The 22,802-nt window shown below is 45.1% G+C and carries 17 protein-coding genes; 10 read left to right on the top strand and 7 right to left on the bottom strand.

Annotated elements, in window-relative coordinates:
• Positions 1-16 precede the first annotated feature (16 nt).
• Positions 17-601, top strand: a complete 585-nt coding sequence (locus NL646_RS06980) for a NapC/NirT family cytochrome c (RefSeq protein ID WP_025442035.1) — start codon at positions 17-19, stop codon at positions 599-601.
• On the opposite strand, the gene NL646_RS06975 is transcribed toward NL646_RS06980, so the two are convergent.
• A complete protein-coding gene (locus tag NL646_RS06975) occupies positions 558-2,036 on the bottom strand; it encodes a DUF2867 domain-containing protein (protein ID WP_029828683.1) in 1,479 nt (492 codons plus the stop codon). The two genes, NL646_RS06980 and NL646_RS06975, sit on opposite strands and share 44 nt — an antisense overlap.
• A 94-nt stretch (positions 2,037-2,130) precedes the next feature.
• Between NL646_RS06975 and NL646_RS06970 the strand changes: the two genes are divergently transcribed.
• From NL646_RS06970 to fabV, 8 genes are all read left to right on the top strand, one after another.
• A complete protein-coding gene (locus NL646_RS06970) occupies positions 2,131-3,507 on the top strand; it encodes an MATE family efflux transporter (RefSeq protein ID WP_015296569.1) in 1,377 nt (458 codons plus the stop codon).
• A 273-nt stretch (positions 3,508-3,780) separates the two neighbouring features.
• On the top strand, positions 3,781-4,452 hold the full coding sequence (locus NL646_RS06965; protein WP_005462397.1) for an ABC transporter ATP-binding protein: 672 nt from the start codon (positions 3,781-3,783) through the stop codon (positions 4,450-4,452).
• Entirely contained in the window at positions 4,433-6,886 is a 2,454-nt protein-coding gene (locus NL646_RS06960; protein WP_005462410.1) for an ABC transporter permease, read from the top strand. The genes NL646_RS06965 and NL646_RS06960 overlap by 20 nt, the downstream gene beginning before the upstream one ends.
• The gene (locus NL646_RS06955; RefSeq protein ID WP_253664026.1) at positions 6,886-8,010 is read left to right on the top strand and encodes a lipocalin-like domain-containing protein; all 1,125 of its coding nucleotides are present in this window, start codon (positions 6,886-6,888) and stop codon (positions 8,008-8,010) included. The genes NL646_RS06960 and NL646_RS06955 overlap by 1 nt, the downstream gene beginning before the upstream one ends.
• Before the next feature lie 330 nt (positions 8,011-8,340).
• Positions 8,341-9,492 (top strand): Na+/H+ antiporter NhaA, encoded by a 1,152-nt coding sequence (gene nhaA / locus NL646_RS06950; RefSeq protein WP_005462393.1) that lies wholly within the window; start codon positions 8,341-8,343, stop codon positions 9,490-9,492.
• Positions 9,493-9,918: 426 nt separating this feature from the next.
• Complete coding sequence (locus tag NL646_RS06945; protein WP_005462382.1) at positions 9,919-10,545, top strand: TetR/AcrR family transcriptional regulator; 627 nt, start codon at positions 9,919-9,921, stop codon at positions 10,543-10,545.
• Positions 10,546-10,627: 82 nt separating this feature from the next.
• A complete protein-coding gene (locus tag NL646_RS06940; RefSeq protein WP_015296571.1) occupies positions 10,628-12,910 on the top strand; it encodes an acyl-CoA dehydrogenase in 2,283 nt (760 codons plus the stop codon).
• A gap of 176 nt (positions 12,911-13,086) precedes the next feature.
• Positions 13,087-14,289 carry an enoyl-ACP reductase FabV gene (gene fabV, locus NL646_RS06935; RefSeq protein ID WP_005462412.1) on the top strand — a complete coding sequence of 401 codons (1,203 nt, stop codon included), beginning with the start codon at positions 13,087-13,089 and terminating at the stop codon, positions 14,287-14,289.
• Positions 14,290-14,373: 84 nt separating this feature from the next.
• Here fabV and NL646_RS06930 read toward each other — a convergent pair whose 3' ends face one another.
• Positions 14,374-16,056, bottom strand: a complete 1,683-nt coding sequence (locus NL646_RS06930; protein ID WP_005483552.1) for an aspartate:alanine antiporter — start codon at positions 16,054-16,056, stop codon at positions 14,374-14,376.
• A gap of 177 nt (positions 16,057-16,233) precedes the next feature.
• The gene (locus NL646_RS06925) at positions 16,234-16,500 is read right to left on the bottom strand and encodes a GrxA family glutaredoxin (protein ID WP_005459605.1); all 267 of its coding nucleotides are present in this window, start codon (positions 16,498-16,500) and stop codon (positions 16,234-16,236) included.
• A gap of 357 nt (positions 16,501-16,857) precedes the next feature.
• On the opposite strand from NL646_RS06925, the gene NL646_RS06920 reads away from it, so the two are divergent.
• Complete coding sequence (locus NL646_RS06920; protein ID WP_015296573.1) at positions 16,858-18,096, top strand: iron-containing alcohol dehydrogenase; 1,239 nt, start codon at positions 16,858-16,860, stop codon at positions 18,094-18,096.
• Positions 18,097-18,161: 65 nt separating this feature from the next.
• On the opposite strand, the gene NL646_RS06915 is transcribed toward NL646_RS06920, so the two are convergent.
• The 4 genes from NL646_RS06915 to NL646_RS06900 all read right to left on the bottom strand — a co-directional run bounded on the left by NL646_RS06915 (position 18,162) and on the right by NL646_RS06900 (position 22,761).
• Positions 18,162-19,016 carry a MurR/RpiR family transcriptional regulator gene (locus NL646_RS06915; RefSeq protein ID WP_005483567.1) on the bottom strand — a complete coding sequence of 285 codons (855 nt, stop codon included), beginning with the start codon at positions 19,014-19,016 and terminating at the stop codon, positions 18,162-18,164.
• 312 nt (positions 19,017-19,328) lie between these two features.
• Positions 19,329-20,975: a pyridoxal-dependent aspartate 1-decarboxylase PanP gene (panP, locus tag NL646_RS06910; protein WP_253664025.1), complete on the bottom strand. Its 1,647-nt coding sequence runs from the start codon at positions 20,973-20,975 to the stop codon at positions 19,329-19,331.
• Between the two features lie 160 nt (positions 20,976-21,135).
• Complete coding sequence (locus NL646_RS06905) at positions 21,136-21,648, bottom strand: hypothetical protein (RefSeq protein ID WP_005485575.1); 513 nt, start codon at positions 21,646-21,648, stop codon at positions 21,136-21,138.
• A 207-nt stretch (positions 21,649-21,855) separates the two neighbouring features.
• On the bottom strand, positions 21,856-22,761 hold the full coding sequence (locus NL646_RS06900) for a lysine exporter LysO family protein (protein ID WP_025610695.1): 906 nt from the start codon (positions 22,759-22,761) through the stop codon (positions 21,856-21,858).
• Positions 22,762-22,802: the final 41 nt, after the last annotated feature.

Genomic DNA, 22,802 nt, shown 5'->3' with positions numbered 1-22,802 from the left:
TTTGGGATGAACACCAATGAGTTTATGGCGTAAACCAAACAGAAAATGGATGCTCGGCATACCAATTGGTGGCTTATTGGCGTTTATCCTTGGTGGGGCGGCCCTCAGTGTTTTTCACTTTGGTATGGATTACACCAATCGCAACGAGTTTTGTTACAGTTGCCATATTGGGATGGATACGATAGTTGAGGAGTACCAAGCATCCCCACACTTCAAAAATGCTCAGGGTGTGGTTGCCGCTACGTGCAGTGATTGCCATGTCCCTCGGGAGTTTTTTGCTAAAATCGCATTGAAAATCGGCGCTACAGCCGACATCTATCACAAACTGACTGGTGACATTACACTTGAGAATTTCGAGGCGGAGCATCGTCCGAGGTTGGCTGCTGAAGTCACACAGCAGTTTATCGAGAATAAATCTAAACAGTGTCGATATTGCCATTCCGTTGACAAGATGGATTTCGAAGCGCAAGGACGAACCGTTGCGCGTCGACATCAGATGATGGAAAGTCGAGAGCAATCGTGCATTGATTGCCATGCGGGGATTGCTCATCACCTGCCTATTTCTCCAGATTCTCCAGAGACTGTTCCTCCTGAGGAGTAATACTGATACTTTCGGCTTCTTTCGCGATGGCTTTGACCATGCCTTTGAATATGAATAGATGGGCTGGCATCATGGCAAACCAGTAAAGCAGTCCGAGAAATCCCTGTGGGTGCCACCAAGCGGTGATATCCAGTTCTCGTTCATCACCATGATCTTTGATGGTAATTTCTAAACGTCCAAGCCCTGGGCCTTTCATCCCAAAAAACAGTGAGAGGAACTGATCTTCCTCGCAGCGAATTACTTTCCAAGAGTCAATATAATCGCCGACTTTGAGCTCCGGCCCCGGAGGAGAAACGCGAATCGGTTTCCCACCACCAAAAAAGATGTCGAGCCATTCACGTGTGCGCCACAAAATGTTGGCAAAGTAATAGCCTTTTTCACGACTCCCGATTTTTTGAGCCACTTTCCATAATGCCGCAGCGGAGGCTTGAGTTTTTATGCTCGCACCGGCTTGTTTAGGGTAGTAGCCATACCCCGGTTGCCATCGACGAAGTGCCGCTGGCTCAAAGCCCCAAACATTACTGCGCACAAACGTGCCTTCATCTTGGATGGTGTCGGATACCGCTTGCTCGTAACTGATCAGCGTTTGCGGAAATCGTGCTTCAATCGCTTTGGAATCGGCGATGTAGTCATGCTCTAACCCTGCGAGTAATGCTTTGCCGATGTTTGCTGGCACAGAGGTGACCAAACCGAGCCAGTACGATGCCATTTTGGGTGTAAGCAACGGTGTCGACCACAGCCGATAAGGCTTGTTGGTGATTCGGCAAATGATTTTAAATTGCTCGCGGTAGCTGAGTGTATCTGGCCCACCAACTTCATAAATTTGGCTTTCTTCTGGGGGTGATGCTTCGGCCAACTGCAATAAATAGTGATTGAGGTTGGGTAGGGCGATGGGGTTGGCTTTTGAGTCGACCCATTTAGGCGCAATCAAAATAGGTAAGTTGTAGACAAAATCTCGCATGATCTCGAAAGCGGCGGAGCCAGGACCAATGATGACACCAGCACGTAACTCTGTCACCGGAACACCGGATTGTCGAATGATCTTTCCAGTGGCTTTACGAGCGGCTAAATGGCGCGAGTTTCCAGTTTGTGGTTGGATGGCACTTAAATAAATAACGTGTTTGACACGGCTTTGCTCCAATGCGTATTTAAAGTTCAAAGCAAGGTTCAATTCGTATTCAACAAAATCATCACCTTGTGCCATGCCGTGCACCAGAAAGAACACCAAATCAAAGTCATCAACTAATGAAAGTGTACTTTCTGCGTCCGCCAAGTCTAAGTAAGTCAGTGTAAGGTTAGGATGTGGGCTGGTCCTAGATTCCAAATAATCAATATGTCGAGATGCTGCAGTTACGCTGTAACCTTTGTCGAGCAGTTGAGGAAGAAGCTGAGAACCAATGTAACCAGAGGCACCTAATACCAACACCTTTTTCATTATCCGTCCTTTTATTGCTGGTGGAAAAATCACCGCTGGGTATAATCATGAGACACTTTTCCCATTCTATCAATAAGTTGTCGTTGGAGTGCTCGTGACTTTTCTATCTCAACTCTCAACTCACGCAGATAAAGCCTTTTTGCGTCGATTGTTCGCAATAGCACTTCCCATCACGCTGCAAAGTATTATGTTTTCCAGCCGAAGCCTAGTCGATGTATTGATGCTAGGGCAACTTGGTGAAGCCGAAATTGCCGCTGTGGGAGTCGCAGCTCGAGCGACGTTTGTTACCACCATCATGTTAGTTGGTGTGACCACGGGTGGCGCACTGCTTACCGCGCAGTACTGGGGAGCGGGAGACAAAATTGGCGTAAGACAAAGTACGTCGCTGACTTGGATGATTGCGATGGTGTTTGCCGCGCTGGCCGTTTGTTTATTCGTCTTTTTTCCGCAGCCAATCATGGGCTTGACCACGGATTCCCAAGAGGTGATTGAGCTTGGGTCAAGCTACTTGGTAATTTCATCAGCCAGTATGTTCGCAGTGGCGTGTGTTGCCAGTATGGCGGTGGGATTACGTGCTATGCATCAACCAGGGTTGAGTACTTTCTTTAGCGGCATCGGTATTCTCTCTAACGTGTTTTTAAACTGGGTGTTGATTTTCGGTCACCTAGGCTTTCCTGCCCTTGGTATTACCGGTGCAGCAATTGCAACGGTGATCAGTGGAGCCATTGAAGTTGGTTGCTTATTTGGTTATTTGTGGTTGAAAAAACACATTATCGCCTTTGGTTGGGGCGATATTCGTGCCAGCTTAGTGTTGGACAAAATCACTCGTTTTCTTAGCTTATCTTTACCCACGACGTTCAACTTTCTCGCTTGGGCTGGAGGGCTGTTTGCTTACCACGCGATCATGGGACAAGCAGGCGTGCAAGGTTTGGCAGCGTTGTCGGTGATGACGCCCGTTGAGTCGATTGCTCTCGCTATGATGATTGGCCTATCGAACGCGGCTGCGGTTTTAGTGGGTAACCAACTCGGCGCGAAAAACTTTGAACCTGTGTATTACCAAGCTTGGGCGACGGTAATCTTGAATGTTCTGATTGCTTTCGGTGTTGCGGTACTTCTATTTTTTACCAATCAGCTCATACTCGATGCGTTCAGTGCATTGAGCGCCGAGACTCGTCATTTGGCAGAGCAGTTCATGGTGATTCTGGCACTTGGCGTCGTATTGCGCTCAGTGCCTATGATGGTCATTGTGGGGGTTCTTCGTGCTGGTGGAGATGTGAAATTCTGCCTGTATCAAGATGTGTTTGCTCAATGGATAATCGGTATTCCGCTCGCTGCGTTTGCAGCGATATATTTGGGGTGGGAGCCACAGTGGGTGTATCTACTTTTCCTCACTGAAGAGGTAGTGAAGTGGTGTATCTGTTTGCCTCGAATGAAGAGCAAAAAATGGATGAAAAACTTAATTGAAAAGTAGCGATATTGAAGCTGGTTGAAGTTTCTAATAAATCTCGTTCATAGTTTGCTTATATTTCGCATTTTGCAGCCGTTTCAAGTTTTTTGCTTGCTATAGCTAGAAAAATTGCTGCAAAAATCTGCTTATAACGTCAACAAAATCTGTTGTAGAAAGTGAATCGAGTTGCATTTGTACTCTCATAGTGTGATCAAGCATTCAAAATACTTCCTACTAACAGGATTTTAGTGTAGATTCTGATCCCAATTTTTAAACACCATTTGAGCGGCAAAATCAATGTTAAAACTGTCAGACCTATGTAAAGGCTATGTAGACGGGGGAGAGTTTCATCCTGTGCTACAAGGGGCAGAATTAACATTACAGCAAGGTGAGCAAGTCGCTCTGATGGGGGAAAGTGGTTCTGGTAAAAGTACGTTGCTGAACGTCATTGCTGGTTTAGATACCGCCGATTCAGGCGAGGTTCAGTTTCCAAACTTTGCGATGCATGATGCTCCAGAACACTTAAGAACGCTCTACCGCCGCAACAATATTGGTAACATCTTCCAACAATTCAACCTTCTTCCTACTTTGAACATCGCCGATAACATCCGTTTTTGCCGTCAACTAAAAGGGTTACCGGAAGATAAAGGTCTCTGGCGTCAAATTCTTTCGGCTCTGGATCTCATGCCTTTATTAGGACGCTATCCAGAAGAAGTGTCGGGTGGCCAGCAACAACGTGCTGCGATTGCGCGCGCGTTGTACATGGAACCCAAAATTCTGCTTGCCGATGAACCAACGGGAAGTTTGGATGAGCGAAATGCGGAAGCGGTAATGCGTTTGCTGACCAGTCTTGCACGCCAATTGGACTGCACCTTGTTATTAGTGACGCACAGTGAGAAAGTTGCGGCACACATGGAAGGGAAAATTCGTCTTCAAGGAGGGCAACTGCATGTTATGGCCCGTAGTTAAGGCACTACTCGGTCATTACCGTCGTTACCCACTGCAAATTATTCTCGTCTGGTTAGGCTTAACGCTTGGTGTTTCGCTTCTTGTTGGTGTTACTTCTATCAACCAACATGCGAAGCAGAGTTACGAAACAGGTGAGAAGCTTTTCTCAAACCCTCTTCCTTACCGAATTCGTACCAAACATTCTGCAAATAAAATTCCTCAAGGGTTTTACATTCAGTTGCGCCGCGCTGGTTTCAACCAATGTGCGCCTTTTGACGTCCTTCATTTGGATGCCAAAACGGACATGAACTTGATGCTCGTTGGCATCGATCCTGTCGCAATGATCCCCCTTCAGCACGGCAAGTCACTTAATGAGATGCCCGTTCTCTCCTTGATGAAGCCGCCGTATCCGATTTTGATCAGTCAAGATTTGGCGTCTTACATGAACTGGCAAGACGGTGACTTTATTGAGTTGAATGACGGCAGTCGTCTTGGCCCTGTCCAAGTGGATCAAAACAAGCTCTTATCAGGTACACGTTTAGTTACCGACATTTCTTTATTAAGAATGTTGAAGCGAAGCTCGGGCCTTTCAGCGATTTCATGTGGCGAGATGCCAGAAGAAAAACTGATCGCATTAAAAAACATACTGCCAAATGGCATGACCTTGGTACGAAACACTCGTACTGAGCTTGAATCTTTGACCAAAGCATTCCACATGAACCTAACCGCGATGGGGATGTTGTCATTTTTGGTTGGACTTTTTATCTTCTATCAAGCGATGTCACTATCTTTTATTCAGCGTCAGAGATTAGTCGGCATTTTGCGTCAAACCGGTGTGAATGGAACCCAATTGGCGCAAGCGTTATTACTTGAGCTCTCGATACTCGTTTTGGTCGCTTGGGCTTGCGGTAACTTCTTTGGACTCATGTTGGCGAACGAGTTGATCCCTGCAGTATCTTCCAGTTTGAGCGATCTATATGACGCCAACGTTGGCCTTACTATCGGTTGGTCGTGGCAGTCGAGTTTATACAGTTTGATTATGTCGGCAATGGGCGCTCTGATTTCCTGTTTGTGGCCACTGATTCGATTGTTGAAATCGCAACCAATTCGTTTGTCTTCGCGTTTATCGTTAATGCGCTTTGCTGGAAGAGAGTTTTCTTGGCAAGCATTGGCGGCATGTGCTTTCTGTGTAGCCGCGGTTGCGGTTTACCAAGCACCTAAAACGCAAGAGACGGGTTTTGCCATTATCGCATTGATGTTGGTGAGTGTGGCTCTATTCATGCCATTTTTGATGTGGCACATGTTCCAAAGCTTCTCATACACGTTACGCTGGGTTCGTGTGCGTTGGTTCTTTGCTGATGCGGCGGCAAGTATGAGCTATCGTGGTGTCGCAACGATGGCGTTTATGTTGGCACTCGCTGCGAATATTGGTGTTGAGACCATGGTGGGTAGCTTTAGAGACACCACTGACAAATGGTTAAGCCAACGCTTGGCCGCAGATATCTATATTTATCCAACAAACAACTCGGCTGGGCGAATGAGCGCATGGTTACAAGATCAGCCAGAAGTTGAATCGGTTTGGTGGCGCTGGGAAAAAGATGTTCCTACCGAGCATGGCGCGTTGCAAGTGGTCAGCACAGGCCCTTCTGAAGGGGAGCTAGATTCGCTAACGGTTAAGCTGGGTGTTCCAAACTACTGGTATCAGCTGCATCAAACTAAGAGCTTGATGGTTAGTGAATCTATGGCTCTCAAACTGGATATTCGTCCGGGCGATTACATTGATCTGCAAGCGCCACTGGGTGAAGGTTGGCAAGTCGTGGGTGTGTACTACGATTATGGCAACCCATACAACCAAGTGATGATGTCCCATCGAAACTGGCTTTATGCGTTTGCCGGAACGGGCAACGTAGGGTTAGGCGTATTGCTGAAAGACAGCGTGAATGGAGAAGGGTTGAAGAATCGTTTAGAAAATGTCTTCCGATTGCCACAAGACCGCGTATTCGACAACAGCAATATCTACAATCAAGCCATGAGAGTATTTGATCACACGTTCGCAATCGCTGGCACGCTAGGCAACATTACTCTTATCATTGCTGTATTTGGTCTTTTCTTTGCAACCCTAGCAGGAGAACTCTCTCGTCAAAGACACTTCTCGCTGCTGAGATGCATGGGTGTTTCTGGCAAAGAGTTGGTTGCCCTAGGGGGCTTGCAACTGTTCGCCTTTGGTGCCATTTCTGCGATTATAGCAGTACCGTTAGGATTGGCCTTGGCCCACCTAATTGTTGATATCATCATTAAACAATCTTTTGGTTGGTCACTCGAACTGCAAACCATTCCTTGGGAATATGCACAAACTATCGCTTGGGCAATGCTCGCGATTATGATCGCCGGGGCGTTACCCGTAATTCGAATGATTAAGAGTACGCCAATGAAGTCGTTGAGGGATGCGTTGTAGTGGAAAAACAAAACTCTAAAAAGCGCGTTTTTGCTTCGATGCTGATCGTTGTCGTTTTTGCCATGTTGACTGGAGCGACGTTGTATTCAACGTTTTGGCTAGAGCCTACTGCTACCCAAGAAAATGAAATCAATTCGGTACTGACGCGAGAAAATAAAACCATTTTTGAGCCCGTTTTACCGGACGAGCATGTCTCATTGCCTTCAGACTTTCGCTTCCATCCTGAATATCAACATGAATGGTGGAACTACTTTGCGAAGCTGCAAGATAAGCAAGGTCGTACTTACAACGTGCAGTGGAGCTATTTTCGCGTCGCCACCGATGAACGAGAAACCAGCGGTTGGCAAAACCCGCAACTGTACATTTCACATGTTGTCGTGAGCCATGGTTCGCATGTGTGGAAAGAACAGCGTGTTGCGCGTGGTGGTATTGGTCAAGCTGGCATGACAAACCGACCATTCCGTTTATGGATAGATAACTGGACTTGGCGCTCATTAGGCTCTACACCATTTCCAGGCAACCTCAATGTTACAACGGACACATTCGGACTCGAACTGAATACCATGACAAGCGGGCCGTTTGTGGTAAATGGAGACAAAGGCTTTCAAGTTAAACATGCACTGCAATCTGTGGCTTCGTTTAGCTTTAGCGCACCGTTTCTTAATGTAAAAGGCACATTGAACTTAAATGGCCGCTTCATCCCCGTAACAGGCTCAGCCTGGACGCAAAAAGAATGGGGCAGTGGCTTAATCGGCCAAGGCCAACAAGGTTGGGATTGGTTTGTCTTTAACTTGGATGATGGACGTGCGTTAACGGTTAGTCGTTACCGTCATCACGGTCAGACGCCTCATATTTTTGGTACGCTATCGACCCGTTCGGGAAAAGTGGTCAATCTATCAGAGAAAGAGGTCTCGATTACGCCAATGCAGGTAACAAGCCTGTCGAATGGCAGACGTTTACCGTTGCAATGGATCATCAATGTACCTGAACACAAAATTAATTTGACGACTCGTATCATAAAATCCGATATGTGGTTGCCATTTGTTGTTCCTTACTGGGAAGGCCCAATCTTGGCTTCTGGCTCCAACGAGGCGTGGGGCTTTATGCAGCTCACCGGCTACTAAAATCTATCGAAAGCCACTTAGCAAAGTGGCTTTTTTGTGTCTGAAGCACGTTAGTTCTGTCTAAAAAATCACAGACTTACCGTGAAGTGAGACATCATCTTATGCTACTTTAATAACGATCTTGGTTAATAACTGGATAGATAAGAGGAGGCGAGAAGGCTTACTTCGTCTCAATAGTTTGTTGAAAAATACGATGAGTAATGAAGATAACCTCGGAAAAATCGAAGTTTATACTCTGAACAAGCGATTATTCTAAAATTTTCTGCAGCTATACACTCTTATCATTCTTTGTTAATCGTTTATTAAGATAATAAATATAAGGACGAAACCATGAACGATGTCATCCGTGACTTTTTCAAAATGGAATCCGCAGGTGGTATTCTTCTCGTGATTGCAGCGGCAATTGCGATGACCATTGCAAACTCACCACTGGGCGAAACTTATCAATCTCTACTGCATACTTATGTATTTGGTATGTCTGTTTCTCACTGGATCAACGACGGTCTGATGGCTGTGTTCTTCCTACTTATTGGCCTTGAAGTAAAGCGCGAGCTGCTTGAAGGCGCGTTAAAATCGAAAGAAACTGCCATCTTCCCTGCAATTGCTGCGGTCGGTGGTATGTTGGCTCCGGCACTTATTTACGTTGCTTTTAATGCAAATGACCCTGAAGCGATCTCTGGTTGGGCAATTCCTGCGGCGACAGACATTGCATTTGCTCTGGGTATCATGGCATTACTTGGTAAGCGCGTACCAGTGAGTCTAAAAGTATTTTTATTGGCTCTTGCGATCATTGACGACTTAGGTGTTGTTGTCATCATTGCTCTGTTCTACACCGGTGATCTTTCTTCAATGGCATTGCTTGTCGGCTTCGTCATGACAGGTGTACTGTTCATGCTGAACGCGAAAGAAGTCACCAAGCTAACACCGTACATGATTGTAGGTGCGATTCTGTGGTTTGCTGTACTTAAGTCTGGTGTTCACGCAACATTGGCAGGTGTAGTGATCGGTTTCGCGATTCCGCTGAAAGGAAAGCAGGGCGAACACTCTCCACTGAAACACATGGAGCATGCTCTTCACCCTTATGTTGCATTTGGTATTCTTCCTCTGTTTGCATTTGCGAACGCAGGTATCTCGCTAGAAGGCGTATCGATGTCTGGCCTAACTTCAATGCTGCCTCTAGGTATTGCACTAGGTCTGTTGATTGGTAAACCTCTAGGCATCTTTAGCTTTAGCTGGGCAGCTGTGAAGCTGGGCGTTGCGAAGCTACCAGAGGGTATAAACTTCAAGCATATCTTCGCGGTATCAGTGTTGTGTGGTATCGGTTTTACGATGTCGATCTTTATCTCTTCACTGGCGTTCGGTAACGTAAGCCCTGAGTTTGATACATACGCTCGATTAGGTATTTTGATGGGCTCAACTACTGCAGCGGTACTTGGTTACGCTCTACTGCATTTCTCATTACCAAAGAAAGCACAAGACTAACTTCGTATTTAACTGATTTTTAACTCAAAGCCTCCCACTTGGGAGGCTTTTTGTTTTTGAAGAGCGTTAGATTAAGCCTGATCGACAGGCGAAAAAAAGCCCAGCCGAAAAGTTGACTGGGCGGATACAAACATAGGAGTTAATAAGAAAAAAGCAGCAACGTAACAATTAGATTGAAACAAGTTTGACGGCCAGTGAAACTTTAAATGCCCTAGTTGTTACATCTATTCAGACCAAGCTATTTCAGAACAGTTCCATTTTTTTTCAAAAAATTTTTCACTAAATTTATTCGTTTCAAATTCATTCTTTTAAGTGGCTTATCTACTTCGTGGTCCGACCAATGTCTGGAAATGTGATGTTAATCGTTTGTTAATCTAAAGTTTCAGGAGTATATTTTCAAACAGTTGTTTAATACGAGTGATTAAAATGGCCCCGAGAAGCACAACAAAAGAAAAAATACTCGATGTCGCAGAAGGACTTTTTGCTGAATATGGTTTCAATGATACGTCGCTAAGAACCATTACAGGCAAAGCAAATGTGAATCTTGCATCGGTGAATTATCACTTTGGTGACAAAAAGACGTTAGTGCGCGCGGTATTAGACCGGTACCTTGAAGCACTGATGCCAAGCATAAAGGCGTCTCTCATTGAGTTGAATACCCGCGAAAGCTACAACATGGACGAAGTGTTTGAATCATTACGTTTACCGCTGCGTACACTTAATGATGTTAGACCAAATGGTACTGCACTATTTATGTTGTTGATTGGTCGAGGTTACACCGATGTACAAGGGCATTTACGTTGGTTTATCAGCACTCGATACTCAGAAGTATTGAATTTGTTTACTTTCTCTATCATGAAAGCAAACCCAGAGCTGACGGAAGAGTTGTTGTTTTGGCGATTACATTTCACGTTGGGAACGTGCGTATTTACGATGGCCTCTAGTCAAGCTTTGACCGAGCTGGCTGAAAGCAAATTTGAAAAAGAAATCGATGTGAAATCTGTCGTCGATTTACTGATTCCTTACTTGTCCGCTGGTATGTCGGCGAAATAGTCGCTCGATAACGACAAGTAAAAAGTGAAACCAATAATAAGGATTAGCCGCAAGCGGTGACGTGAACAAAAGGATCTGAACTATGAGCTCTCTACGAAGAAAATGGATTAGTGACCCAGCATTTAAAGTGTTTAAGAAAGTTCTTCCTCCGCTGTCGAGTACAGAAAAAGAAGCGATGGAAGCCGGTAGTGTATGGTGGGATGCCGAGTTGTTTTCTGGCAAGCCAAACTTTACGACGCTACACCATTACCCAGCGCCGACGTTAACAGCTGAAGAGCAAGCGTTTATGGATAATGAACTTGAAACGCTCTTAGACATGCTAGACGATCAAAAAATCGTGAAAGAAGATCGTGATTTGCCACCGGAGGTGTGGGAATACTTGCGCAAAGAACGTTTCTTCTCACTGATTATCTCGAAAGAGTACGGTGGCCGTGAGTTTTCTGCATTGGCAAACTCAACGATTGTGTCTCGTATTGCAACGCGCAGTATTAGTGTTGCGGTATCGGTAATGGTTCCTAACTCGTTGGGGCCAGGTGAGCTTCTTTCTCACTACGGCACTCAGGAGCAAAAAGATTACTGGTTACCACGTCTTGCTGATGGTACGGACATTCCTTGTTTTGCTTTGACTGGACCGGAAGCAGGTTCAGATGCGGGCGGCATTCCTGACCAGGGTGTGGTGTGTTACGGTATGCACGATGGCGAAGAGGTGCTTGGTGTTCGAGTTAGCTGGAACAAGCGTTACATCACACTTGCACCTGTTGCGACTGTTCTTGGTCTAGCTTTCAAGCTGCAGGACCCAGACGGTTTACTCGGCGATAAGAAAGACGTAGGCATTACTTGTGCGCTCATTCCTGCTGACCATGACGGCGTTGAAATTGGTGAGCGTCACGATCCACTTGGTTCTGCTTTCATGAATGGTCCGACTCGTGGTGAAGATGTTTTCATTCCAATGGATTGGCTCATCGGTGGCTCAGATTACGCGGGCAAAGGCTGGCGTATGTTGGTTGAGTGTTTGTCTGCTGGCCGCGGTATTTCACTGCCAGCACTTGGTACTGCAATCGGCCACCTGACAACCAGAACCACTGGCGCTTATGCATACGTACGTAAGCAGTTTGGTATGTCTATCGGTAAGTTCGAAGGGGTAGCAGAAGCGATGGGCCGTATTGGCGGTCTGACTTATCTTTTGGAAGCAACGCGTACGTTGACGACTACCTCTCTCGATATGAAAGAGAAACCTGGCATTGTTACGGCTATTGCCAAATACCACATGACTGAAATTGCACGTACGATTTTGAACGACTCGTTCGATATTCACGCAGGTCGTGCGATTCAAGATGGTCCAATGAACTATCTTGCAAAACACTACTTGGGTATTCCTGTTGCGATTACAGTTGAAGGTGCAAATATCCTAACGCGTAACTTGATGATCTTTGGTCAAGGTGCGACACGTTGTCATCCATATGTGCTTAAAGAGATGGAAGCGGCGGCGAATCCAGACTCAGAGCAGGGTGCGAAAGAGTTCGATTCTCTATTGTTCAAACATATTGGTCATGCGATGGGGAATACGTTTGGTGCGCTAGGTGCAGCACTAACAGGCTCGCGCTTTGTGAAAGCGAATATGAGTGGTCCAACTCAGCGCTATTATAAAGACATCACCCGCCTGAGCCGAGCATTAGCAGTAAGCGCCGATTTTGCCATGTTGACGTTAGGTGGTGACTTGAAGCGTAAAGAGATGATTTCTGCACGTTTGGGTGATGGTTTGAGCTACCTGTACATGGCATCCGCGACGCTGAAGAAATACGAAGATGAAGGGCGTCAGCAAGGCGATTTAAACTTCGTGCATTACGCTGTCCAATACTGTTTGTACAACGCAGCTAAATCGCTGAATGAAGCGTACGCAAACTTCCCAGTGAAATATGTTGGTGGCGTGTTGAAAGGCTTGCTATTCCCACTAGGGAATCACTTCGACAAACCAAGTGATGAGTTAAGTGTCAGCATTGCTGAAGCCATGATGACCCCAGGCGTGCAGCGTGACCGTTTAACCCACTTGTGTTACATCGGCAAATCCGAAAATGATAGCGTAGGTTTGATGGAAAATGCCTTCCTAGCCATGTACGACGTCAAACCATTGGAGCGTAAGCTAATGAAAGCAGCGAAAGATGGCAAAGTGGCTCGTAAAGGTCTTCTGCAAGATCGCTTACAGCAAGCACTTGACGCTGGTGTGTTGACAGAGCAAGAGGTTGAAAAGATCACTGCTGCTGACCAACTTCGTTACAAAGCTATTCAAGTAGACCACTTCAGTCATGATTTCTCTGAAGTTCGTACTGATAGCCCGAAAAAATCACACTTGAATCCAGCAGCCTAATGAGTGAACCTTGGTAATGAAAAGCACCTCCTAGAGGTGCTTTTTTGTGTCCTTTATTCATGACAAGGAGAGATAGTGCTCCAACCACTTGCATTTTCGAAGCATTTTTACAGAAATTAGATGCGAACTTCGAGCGAAACTTTTATCCTAACAAGGTTTTTTAAAGGAAGTTGAATATGATCATCAAACCTAGAATTCGTGGATTTATCTGTACTACAACGCACCCAGTTGGTTGTGAAGCTAACGTAAAAGAACAAATTGCTTACACAAAAGCGCAAGGCCCAATCAAAAACGCGCCTAAACGCGTTCTTGTCGTTGGTGCTTCAAGTGGCTACGGTCTATCTTCTCGTATCGCTGCGGCATTTGGTGGCGGCGCATCAACTATCGGTGTGTTCTTCGAAAAAGAAGGCACAGAGAAGAAACCTGGTACGGCAGGCTTCTACAATGCGGCAGCTTTTGAAAAGCTTGCTCGTGAAGAAGGCCTATACGCGAAAAGCCTAAACGGCGATGCTTTCTCAAACGAAGCGAAACAGAAAACCATTGATCTGATCAAAGAAGACCTAGGTCAGGTTGATATGGTGGTTTACTCACTGGCTTCACCAGTGCGTAAAATGCCAGAAACAGGTGAGCTTATTCGTTCAGCTCTTAAACCTATCGGTGAGACTTACACATCGACAGCGGTTGATACCAACAAAGACGTAATCATTGAAGCAAGCGTTGAGCCTGCGACAGAAGAAGAAATCAAAGACACAGTAACCGTAATGGGCGGTGAAGACTGGGAACTTTGGATCAATGCACTTTCTGACGCTGGTGTATTAGCGGAAGGTTGTAAGACAGTCGCTTACAGCTACATCGGTACTGAACTAACGTGGCCAATCTACTGGGATGGCGCGCTAGGTAAAGCTAAAATGGACCTAGACCGTGCGGCAAAAGCACTAAACGAGAAACTGGGTGCAACTGGCGGCAGCGCAAATGTTGCTGTACTTAAGTCAGTTGTTACTCAAGCAAGCTCTGCAATTCCGGTTATGCCTCTTTACATCGCAATGGTATTCAAGAAGATGCGTGAAGAAGGTGTACACGAAGGTTGTATGGAGCAAATCTACCGCATGTTCAGCCAACGTCTTTACAAAGAAGATGGCAGCGCAGCAGAAGTGGATGATATGAATCGTCTACGTCTGGATGACTGGGAACTGCGTGAAGATATCCAACAACACTGTCGTGAGCTATGGCCACAAATTACAACTGAAAACCTAAAAGAGCTAACTGACTACGTTGAGTACAAAGAAGAGTTCTTGAAGCTATTCGGTTTTGGTGTCGAAGGTGTTGACTACGAAGCGGATGTAAACCCAGCTGTAGAAACAGACTTCATTCAAATCTAATTGATTGGATAGATATGCAAAAGGCGCTCATTGAGCGCCTTTTTTGTACTTGATGATTGAGCCGTTTCATCAAACTCAAACCTGTTAACTCAGAATTATCAAAATCGTACCAGCTAGCGTCATTAGGATGTTGGCTATCGCATAAGTACCCGCATAACCAAGAGCTGGAATCGTCGACTTCGCGTATTCGTTTACAACATCCATCGCCGGTGCACAAGTACGTGCGCCAATGATCGCCCCGAATAGCAATGCGCGGTTCATCTTCAAAATGTATGCACCAACAAGGTAAGCAATCACAACAGGCACGACACTAACAATAAACGCAAGGCCGATCACCTGTGGGCCGACTTGAGTCAAGTGCTCGAACATCTTGCCACCAGCACTCAAACCGATACCGACCATAAAGAACATTAAACCAAGGTCTTTGACCATGTTTAACGCGCCTTGCGGTACGTAGCCGAAAGTAGGGTGGTTGGCTCTAAGGAAGCCTAGTGTAATACCTGACAGCAAAAGGCCTACCGCGTTACCTAAGCTAAACGACACTTGACCAAATGTCATGGTCACTAGGCCAAACATAATGCCAAGAATAAAGAAGCTACAGAACGCCAATAAGTCGGCCATTTGGCTGTGGATCGAGATAAAACCGATTTTCTCAGCAAGGCCATGTACACGACTCTTCTCACCACTCACCTGAAGTACATCACCTTTGGCAAGAACAATGTCTAAATCCATTGGCATTTCGATTTGCGCACGAACTACGCGGTTAAGGAAACAACCGAACTCAGACAGGTTCAAATCAGATAGACGTTTGCCGGCAATCGCGTCGCTCTTAACGACAATCTCTTCTTCCACAATACGCAGATCGAGAAGGTTACGGTCGAACACTTCTTTACCGTTGCGGAAGCTTGGGTCCAAACGAGCGTGGCTGTCAGGGAAGCCTACCAACGCAATTTCATCACCTTCTTGCAAAATCGCATCACCATCAGGGTGGGCGAGGATACCATTACGGCGAATACGCTCAATGTAACAACCCGTTTGGCGATAAATACCAAGTTCTCGTAAGTTTTTGCCGTCTGTCCAATCGATAAGCTCAGGGCCAACTCGATATGCGCGAATAATAGGTAGATAAACTTTGCGCTGGCTTGAGTTACCAAGGCCACGCTCTTGAGCGATTTGTTGAGCAGAGTCTGAAAGGTTCTGCTTTTGTAACTTTGGTAGCAACTTAGCGAACATGATCATGCTGATCAGACCAATCAGATAAGCCATCGCGTAACCTACGGATAGATTTTCTAATACCAAAGAAAAATCCATATTGCGCGGTATTGTTGCAAGGCCTGAGTTCAAAGCATCTTGAGCACCAACTAGAACAGGTGTCGCCGTCAATGCTCCTGCCATCATACCGGCAGAAAGACCGAAATCGAGGCCAAAGTAGTGGCTTAAACCGTAAGTTAAGCTCACTGCAGCGACAAGCACGGTCATACTGAGGATGAAGTAGTGTTTACCATCCCTAAAGAAGATGCCAAAAAAGTTAGGTCCAGCTTCTATGCCAACGCAATAGATAAAGAGCATAAAGCCGATGGTTAGCGCTTCAGCGTTGAAGGAAAAGCCTAAATGACCCATGATCAGCGAGGTAATTAGAACACCTATAGAGTTGCCTAACTGTAGGTTTCCAAAGCGAATTTTTCCGATGGCAAGGCCAATGGCTAATACGACGAAGATTAGAAGAATGGGGTTTTGATCGAGAAGTTGTACGACGTCTATGTTCACTGTGTGGCTCGGTATAGTGTGTGCCAAAAAAAGGTTTAGAACTGCGAATTGTAACTAAATATAGCAAAAAGATAAGTGAATTTTTTTAGGTTTTGCTATTAGTTGACTTAGGGAAGTAACAAGCTGAAAAATAATAAAAAAGCCGCATCATGCGGCTTTTAAAAAATCTAATGCTTATTACTCGTCGAATAGACCTAGGTGCTCTTTCGCGTAAGCTTCGAAATCGTCACAACCACCGATGTGTTCTTGGTCGATGAAGATTTGAGGAACAGTTTCAACTGGTTTGCCAACTGTCTTCTCAAGGTCTGCTTTAGAAATGCCTTCAGCTTGGATATCAACGTAACGGTAGTTAAAGTCATCACGTTTAGCTTTTAGTGTTTCTGCGTGTTCTTTAGCGCGAACACAGTAAGGACATGCAGGACGACCAAAAATAACAACGAACATATTCTTATTTCTCCTAATTCTATTCTTTTTTGAAAGCGTACAAACATAGAGGCTTGGTGCGCTCTCTTTTGTTGAAGTAACTATGCCTTATCCAGATACGGAAATAAAGCAGCAATTACCTCTTGTATCTATAGGCGAAATCTATCGGATAAAAACTAAACGAGCTTTAAACCAAAAGACGTAAATAACCGCTTACTCGGACAAAAATAAACCTTAAAAATGACATGGTAACTATGTGAAGCGACGCATAAAAACATACTTTTTGAAGGGTTATTAATGGCAAGGTGGATTGGGTCAACTTTTTTTAACGCAAACCATAGCAATCTATTAAAAGTTGTCGTTTTGGGGAGGAAGTGTATGTTTCAGTTTATGACTGCAACAAGGATTATTTTCGGTGAAGGAGCGCTCCAATCTTCACTATCAGTTATCAATCAATTTGGGTATAGCGTCTTGCTCGTGACGGGAAAAGAGACTCAGCGCGCCACGCCCATCATCAATTATCTCAAAGCTCAAAATATGCGTTATCAGCACGTCGCCATCAATGGGGAGCCCAACATTACGATGGTGGAAGAGACGGCGGTGCTCGGGCGAAAATTTCAACCTGATATGGTCATCGCGATCGGCGGTGGTAGCGTCATCGACATGGGCAAGGCATTGGCCGCAATCATTCCCAATCAGGGTAATGTCTACGATTATGTGGAAGTAGTTGGAAGAAACGTTCCTCTCAAAGCGAAACCGATTCACTTCATCGCGATTCCCACGACTGCGAGTACCGGCTCAGAAGTGACTAGAAATGCCGTTCTGAAGTCAGGGCAGGACAAAGTAAAAGTAAGTTTAAGAAGTCCGGACATGTTGGCTGACGTTGCGATTGTCGACCCAACATTGACTTATGGGACAGATCAATACACATCTGGACGAGGCGCTATGGATGCGTTTACGCATCTGATGGAAGCTTATGTGTGCGGCGAACCGAATCCTCTCACTGATATGGTATGCGAAGAAGGGCTTCGTCGATTGAGTCGATCAGTGATTGCAGGCTGTAAGCAGGATAATCATAAGGCTCGTTCGGATTTATCTTTTGCGGCTTTGCTTGGAGGGATGGCGATCACTAACGCTAAGTTGGGCGCTGCTCATGGGTTAGCCTCTGCTCTTGGTGGGAAACTTGATGCTCCGCACAGTGTGATAACTGCACGTTTAGCACCCCATGTGATGCAAGAAAACATCAATGCAGCAAAGCAAGCAGGCAGGAATGATGTGATCAATCGTTATCGAAAACTGGCTCAACTTGTCACGGATAGAGCGAATGCGAATGAACATGACGGCGTGCTTTGGGTCAAGATGGTGTTAGATAAGCTAGAGTTGCCATTGCTTGGTAAGTTTGGTGTTTGCCAAACTTCGTTTGAACAGGTAGCAAACGATGCGCTTAAGTCTGTTGCGATTAAAGGTAACCCTTTACCTCTTAATCAGGAGCGTTTGGTGTTCATACTAAAACAAGTGTGCGATTGCAGTGGAGATTGCGCTGCAGAAAGCACGCCGCACATGAGTTCAGTAGAGGTATTGGAATCGAGAAGCGATTTATCAAGTGTAAATGAATAAATACAAGTAAAGTCGTTGCGAGAAGAAATAAAAAGGGGAGCGAATTGGCTCCCCTTAATCAATGCTTAGTACTGACTTAGCTTGTCATAACGACTGTCTTTTAAGGCATCTTTCACGCGTTTTAGGTTTTCGCGGAAACCTGTACCACGGCGAAGTGTAAAGCCTGTGGCTAATACGTCGATAACGGTCATTTGAACGACACGGCTTGCCATTGGCATGTATACGTCCGTATCTTCAGGAATATCTAAAGTGATAGCCAGTGAACTTGCTTTCTCTAATGGAGAATCTTTCGCAGTGATAGCGATAACAGTTGCACCGTTCTCACGAGCCAGATTCGCAATTTCAACTTGGCTTTTCGTACGACCAGTATGAGAAATAAGAACAATCACGTCGTTGTCGCTGCAGTTAATACAGCTCATGCGTTGCATGACAATATCTTCAAAACAAGTAATTGGGATATTAAAACGGATGAACTTGTTTTGAGCATCGCGAGCAACAGATGAAGACGCACCAAGACCAAAGAAAGAAATACGTTTTGCTTGAGTCAGCAAGTCAACCGCACGGTTTACTTGCATCGGGTCTAGGCTATTTTTCGCAACATCCAAACACGCCATTGTCGATTCGAAAATCTTATGCGTGTAAGCATCTGGGCCGTCATCTTCTTCCACATTACGGTTTACATATGGCGTACCGTTAGCAAGGCTCTGAGCCAAGTGAAGTTTAAAATCCGGGAAACCTTTGGTATCCAGGCGACGACAGAAGCGGTTTACAGTGGGCTCACTCACGTCAGCCATTTTTGCTAACGTTGCAATGCTAGAATGAATCGCAGTTTGTGGAGACGCCATAATTACTTCTGCAACTTTGCGCTCTGACTTACTGAAATTCTCCAGATTTTTTTGAATTTTTTCTAATGTATTCATAGTGTTCACGAGGGTATAGAGAACAACTCGCTGGCTCTGTTAACGGGTGGAAACACATCGGTTTCTAAGTTAGAGAGGGGCGTTAACGAAAACTACCAGCGCCATAGTTTCAGTATAAACCTGATCTTCAATCTGGCTAAACCAAATACGGTTACTATTTAGTGAGAATTTGACAGGCCTCAAACAAAATGTTGTAAAAACTACAGAATTGAATGTGGAATCGTAGTTTTGTTGCGCCAGTCGCACGAGAATGATGTTTGAGTTACATCAAAAAGAAAGAAATTTTCAAGTTGATGTAACTCATTCTTAAGCTTACGCGCCTAAAATATCTGAGGCCATTTCTTCGATTTTTGCGGTCAAACTTGGTGCTTGTTTGGCGATTTCGCGTTGTTCGTCCAGTACTGAACTCAAGATATCTCTGGTCGTCAATGGGTTGGCAAGCACCACTCGGAATACGATGGTGTTCATTCTTTGCCATTGGTCAGGGTTCAGTCTTGTACGAGAAACAAACGATTTGCCCGTTTCACGTTGACGCTTCTGGATAAACTGCGTGAGCTGGTTGATGAGCTCGTTTAGTTTTTCCTTTTGAGTACCTTCCGCTTTATCTAGCGCTTCACGAATCAATGGCGGTAGATAGCGGTATGTCAGTAGACAAAGCTCCGGTTCAGAAACGAGTTCGAAGTCATCTTGCTGTTTGATGAGGTCAGCAAAGTAGCGCGCTTTCTCGATACTTTGATCGATCAATAGTTCGTAGCCTGGGCGACTAATAATGTGCATCGCCGCATACACTAACATGGCCATGCCTGAGCGAGAGCCTTCTAGTGTATGACTGCCTAAATCTTTTGAACCTTTACGTAAGATGTATTGCGCATGGTGTTCAATGGACTTCATCGCGTCGGGGTCTTTGAACAACACCATGCCTGCACCCATAGGGATGTACAGTTGTTTGTGCGCGTCGATAGTCACTGAGTCAGCCAGTTCAGCACCTTCGAGAAGATGACGGTAATGATTAGACATCAACGTTGCACCACCCCAAGCGGCATCCACATGGAAGTGACAATTGTGCTCTTGGCACACTTGAGCGATCTGCGACAGAGGATCGACGCTCCCCGTTTCTGTCGTGCCAGCTACACCGATAACCGCAATTGGTTTGATGTTTTGTTCTTTAAGCTCGGCAATTTTTGCTTTTAGGTCGTCAACAACAATACGGTTGTTTGCATCGGTTTTCACCGCGACTAAACCCTCTTGACCTAAGCCAAGTACGTCTGCTGCTTTTTTCAGTGAATAGTGACCACGTTCAGAAACCAGAACTGCAAGGCCTTCGTAGCCATAGTACTTCATGGCTTTGAATAGACCTTCTTTTTCTACCCCTTTGAAATCACCATCTGCTTTCAACGCTTTATTGCGTGCAACCCAAAGCGCCGTAATGTTCGCGATTGTGCCACCAGAGCAAAACGCACCAAGTGAATGGTTCGCGCTGTGCATCCATTTACGATAAAACTTGTCGTTTTGACCGTAAATTAAGCGGTGTAACATCCCTAAAACTTGACGTTCAAGAGGTGTGAATGCTTTTGATGTTTCGATCTTAACCAAGTTTTGGTTTAGCGCGATCATGATCTTGGATAAAGGCATCAAGAAGTAGGGTAGCGCCGAGGTCATGTGACCGATAAAACTTGGGGCTGAAGTGTGAACCGAGTGCGACACTAACGTGTCTAGCAGGTGCTCGGTGTGATCTGACACGAATTCAGGTTGCTCAGGAATCTGAGCAGAAGAAAAGTCTTTCTCGATTTCACGTAAAGGCTTTTCTTCTGCCACGATGTGTTCACGAAGAAATTGGTTCAAGTTTCGGGAGAGACTTTCGTCAATTTTTGTCAACGTAGAATCAGGACCTTCAGGTACGGTGAAGATCTTTAGCAAGCTCTCAAAGCTAACGTCAGCGGTTTTTTGTTCCTTAACCATGGCAAAGAATCATTTGTAGTTATTTTGGTAATGCGAGCGGCACAATCTAAACTAAAACGGGCGCAAAGTCCCGTTTTAATTATTGAAACCCATGTTACTGAAATGAAAGCGTGGTCATATCTAATCGCTCTAAACCGGAGGTTTTAGAGTCAGTTAGAGATTAGTCACACTTTTGTTTTTCAAGCTTCTCAATCGATTGGTTGTACTTGTTGAGTGCTGAGTCAATTTGTTGAGGGTGACTTAACAAATCAGCAAACGCTGAGCGAAGTTCGTAGTTTTTCGGATGATTGGTTGATTGACGATCACTAAATGTTTTCTTAGCGGCTTCACCTAAATCATCACTGCGACTTGCAAGCTGTTTGACATCGTGTTGCTCTAATTTCAACCAAGCTTCGATAGGTTGTTCTGTTGCTACGCGGCTTGGATCATTTTTAAGAAAGTAATGAACAGCCTCACGATTAAGTTCAAAGTGGTGTTTGCGACCATCTAAGAACCACTGGCTGACTTCTTTTAAGTCAGGATATTGGGAGACCGTTAAATCAACAAGATCTTGATACCATTGTAGTGAAGCATCGACATAGCCATCGTACTTGTTAGCAAGACACTGTTGATCTGCGGCAAACGTAAAAGTTGAGCTTGTAGCGAGGAGCGCTGCAACGACAAAGCGTTTCATTCTTCTTCCTTCTGGTTGTTATCCCTTCATTAACGTTAAAGCGCATCGAATGATGTTGCTCTTATCAATTGGATTTGTTGTATAAATCGTTGGGCTAAATAACAAAATTCAAATTAATAAGTTGTCAGTGTACTGACCACTTTAACGTTAACTGGGTATTTAAATTTTTGCCGTATTGTAATGGATGTTAAAGATAAAACCTGAGATCTAGCTAGCAAGTGATACAAAGAAAAGCATCATAACGGGCACAAGTAAACTCAAGATAAAACCACTAACAATAGCGACAGGGACGCAGCGGACGCCACCTGTGGTTTGAATCACAGGTAATGTAAAGTCCATCGCAGTTGCGCCCGCATAACCGATAGCCGTACAAGGGTAGCTACGGATAAAGAGTGGGATTGCGACCAGCGCTATCAACTCACGCATGAGTTCGATAAGGAAAGACGCCCCACCAAACACAGGACCAAATGCGTCGCCCATCAAAATGCCTGCTAATGAGTACCAGCCAAATCCGGAAGACATCGCTAATGCTTGATAAAGTGGTAAGTCTAAAATCACAGAAGCGATAACGCCGCCGAGCATACAAGTGGCGATAACAATGGCAGCAATCGCCATGCCTTGTTTGTTGAGCAAGATCTGTCTCAGAGTTAAACCGCTGTTTCTGAGTTGAATGCCGATGAAAAAGAGCAGAAGGAAGAGGATCCATTCGCTCGCGGTGTCTACCCACTCCAGACCTATCGGCAAAATGAGACCAGCAATTAAGCCTCCACCAACGACGACAATCAGTTTTACTGATTCTAATGCCATAGAAGAAAGTGGAAGCTTGTTTTGGTTGTGATTGGTCTGCAACGGAATAATCTTATCGATTATCGGCAGAGCGAGTAAGTTACATAGACTCAAGCAGACGAAAAAAGTACCAGCGTACAGCAGTATACTCTGCAAGTTGCTACTCAAGTTGTCTAAGGCAGCTAAACTTAAACCCATCAACGAAAGAATGACGTAAATAAGGTATGAAGTTGATTGGTTAATTTTCTCTAGTAAAGCTGCGCGAGAAATAGGAATTAAGTACCCCACTACAAGAGGGGCAAAAATGAATAGCATCCCTGAGAACATAAAACTTGATAATTCCTTAGTGAGACAAGCCGGAGACAAAA

This window comes from Vibrio sp. Y20_XG_PY13, assembly GCF_024181925.1.
Classification (GTDB): domain Bacteria; phylum Pseudomonadota; class Gammaproteobacteria; order Enterobacterales; family Vibrionaceae; genus Vibrio; species Vibrio parahaemolyticus.
The sequence above is the reverse complement of the archived record's forward strand: the minus strand, read 5'-3'. Positions and strand labels throughout refer to the sequence as shown.

What these genes read in the sequence shown, in the direction of transcription:
- NL646_RS06980 (WP_025442035.1), top strand. Translation starts at nt 17, where the DNA reads ATGAGTTTATGGCGTAAACCAAACAGAAAATGGATGCTCGGCATACCA.
- NL646_RS06975 (WP_029828683.1), bottom strand. Translation starts at nt 2,036, where the DNA reads ATGAAAAAGGTGTTGGTATTAGGTGCCTCTGGTTACATTGGTTCTCAG.
- NL646_RS06965 (WP_005462397.1), top strand. Translation starts at nt 3,781, where the DNA reads ATGTTAAAACTGTCAGACCTATGTAAAGGCTATGTAGACGGGGGAGAG.
- NL646_RS06960 (WP_005462410.1), top strand. Translation starts at nt 4,433, where the DNA reads ATGTTATGGCCCGTAGTTAAGGCACTACTCGGTCATTACCGTCGTTAC.
- nhaA (WP_005462393.1), top strand. Translation starts at nt 8,341, where the DNA reads ATGAACGATGTCATCCGTGACTTTTTCAAAATGGAATCCGCAGGTGGT.
- NL646_RS06945 (WP_005462382.1), top strand. Translation starts at nt 9,919, where the DNA reads ATGGCCCCGAGAAGCACAACAAAAGAAAAAATACTCGATGTCGCAGAA.
- NL646_RS06940 (WP_015296571.1), top strand. Translation starts at nt 10,628, where the DNA reads ATGAGCTCTCTACGAAGAAAATGGATTAGTGACCCAGCATTTAAAGTG.
- fabV (WP_005462412.1), top strand. Translation starts at nt 13,087, where the DNA reads ATGATCATCAAACCTAGAATTCGTGGATTTATCTGTACTACAACGCAC.
- NL646_RS06925 (WP_005459605.1), bottom strand. Translation starts at nt 16,500, where the DNA reads ATGTTCGTTGTTATTTTTGGTCGTCCTGCATGTCCTTACTGTGTTCGC.
- NL646_RS06920 (WP_015296573.1), top strand. Translation starts at nt 16,858, where the DNA reads ATGTTTCAGTTTATGACTGCAACAAGGATTATTTTCGGTGAAGGAGCG.
- NL646_RS06915 (WP_005483567.1), bottom strand. Translation starts at nt 19,016, where the DNA reads ATGAATACATTAGAAAAAATTCAAAAAAATCTGGAGAATTTCAGTAAG.
- panP (WP_253664025.1), bottom strand. Translation starts at nt 20,975, where the DNA reads ATGGTTAAGGAACAAAAAACCGCTGACGTTAGCTTTGAGAGCTTGCTA.
- NL646_RS06905 (WP_005485575.1), bottom strand. Translation starts at nt 21,648, where the DNA reads ATGAAACGCTTTGTCGTTGCAGCGCTCCTCGCTACAAGCTCAACTTTT.
- NL646_RS06900 (WP_025610695.1), bottom strand. Translation starts at nt 22,761, where the DNA reads ATGTTCTCAGGGATGCTATTCATTTTTGCCCCTCTTGTAGTGGGGTAC.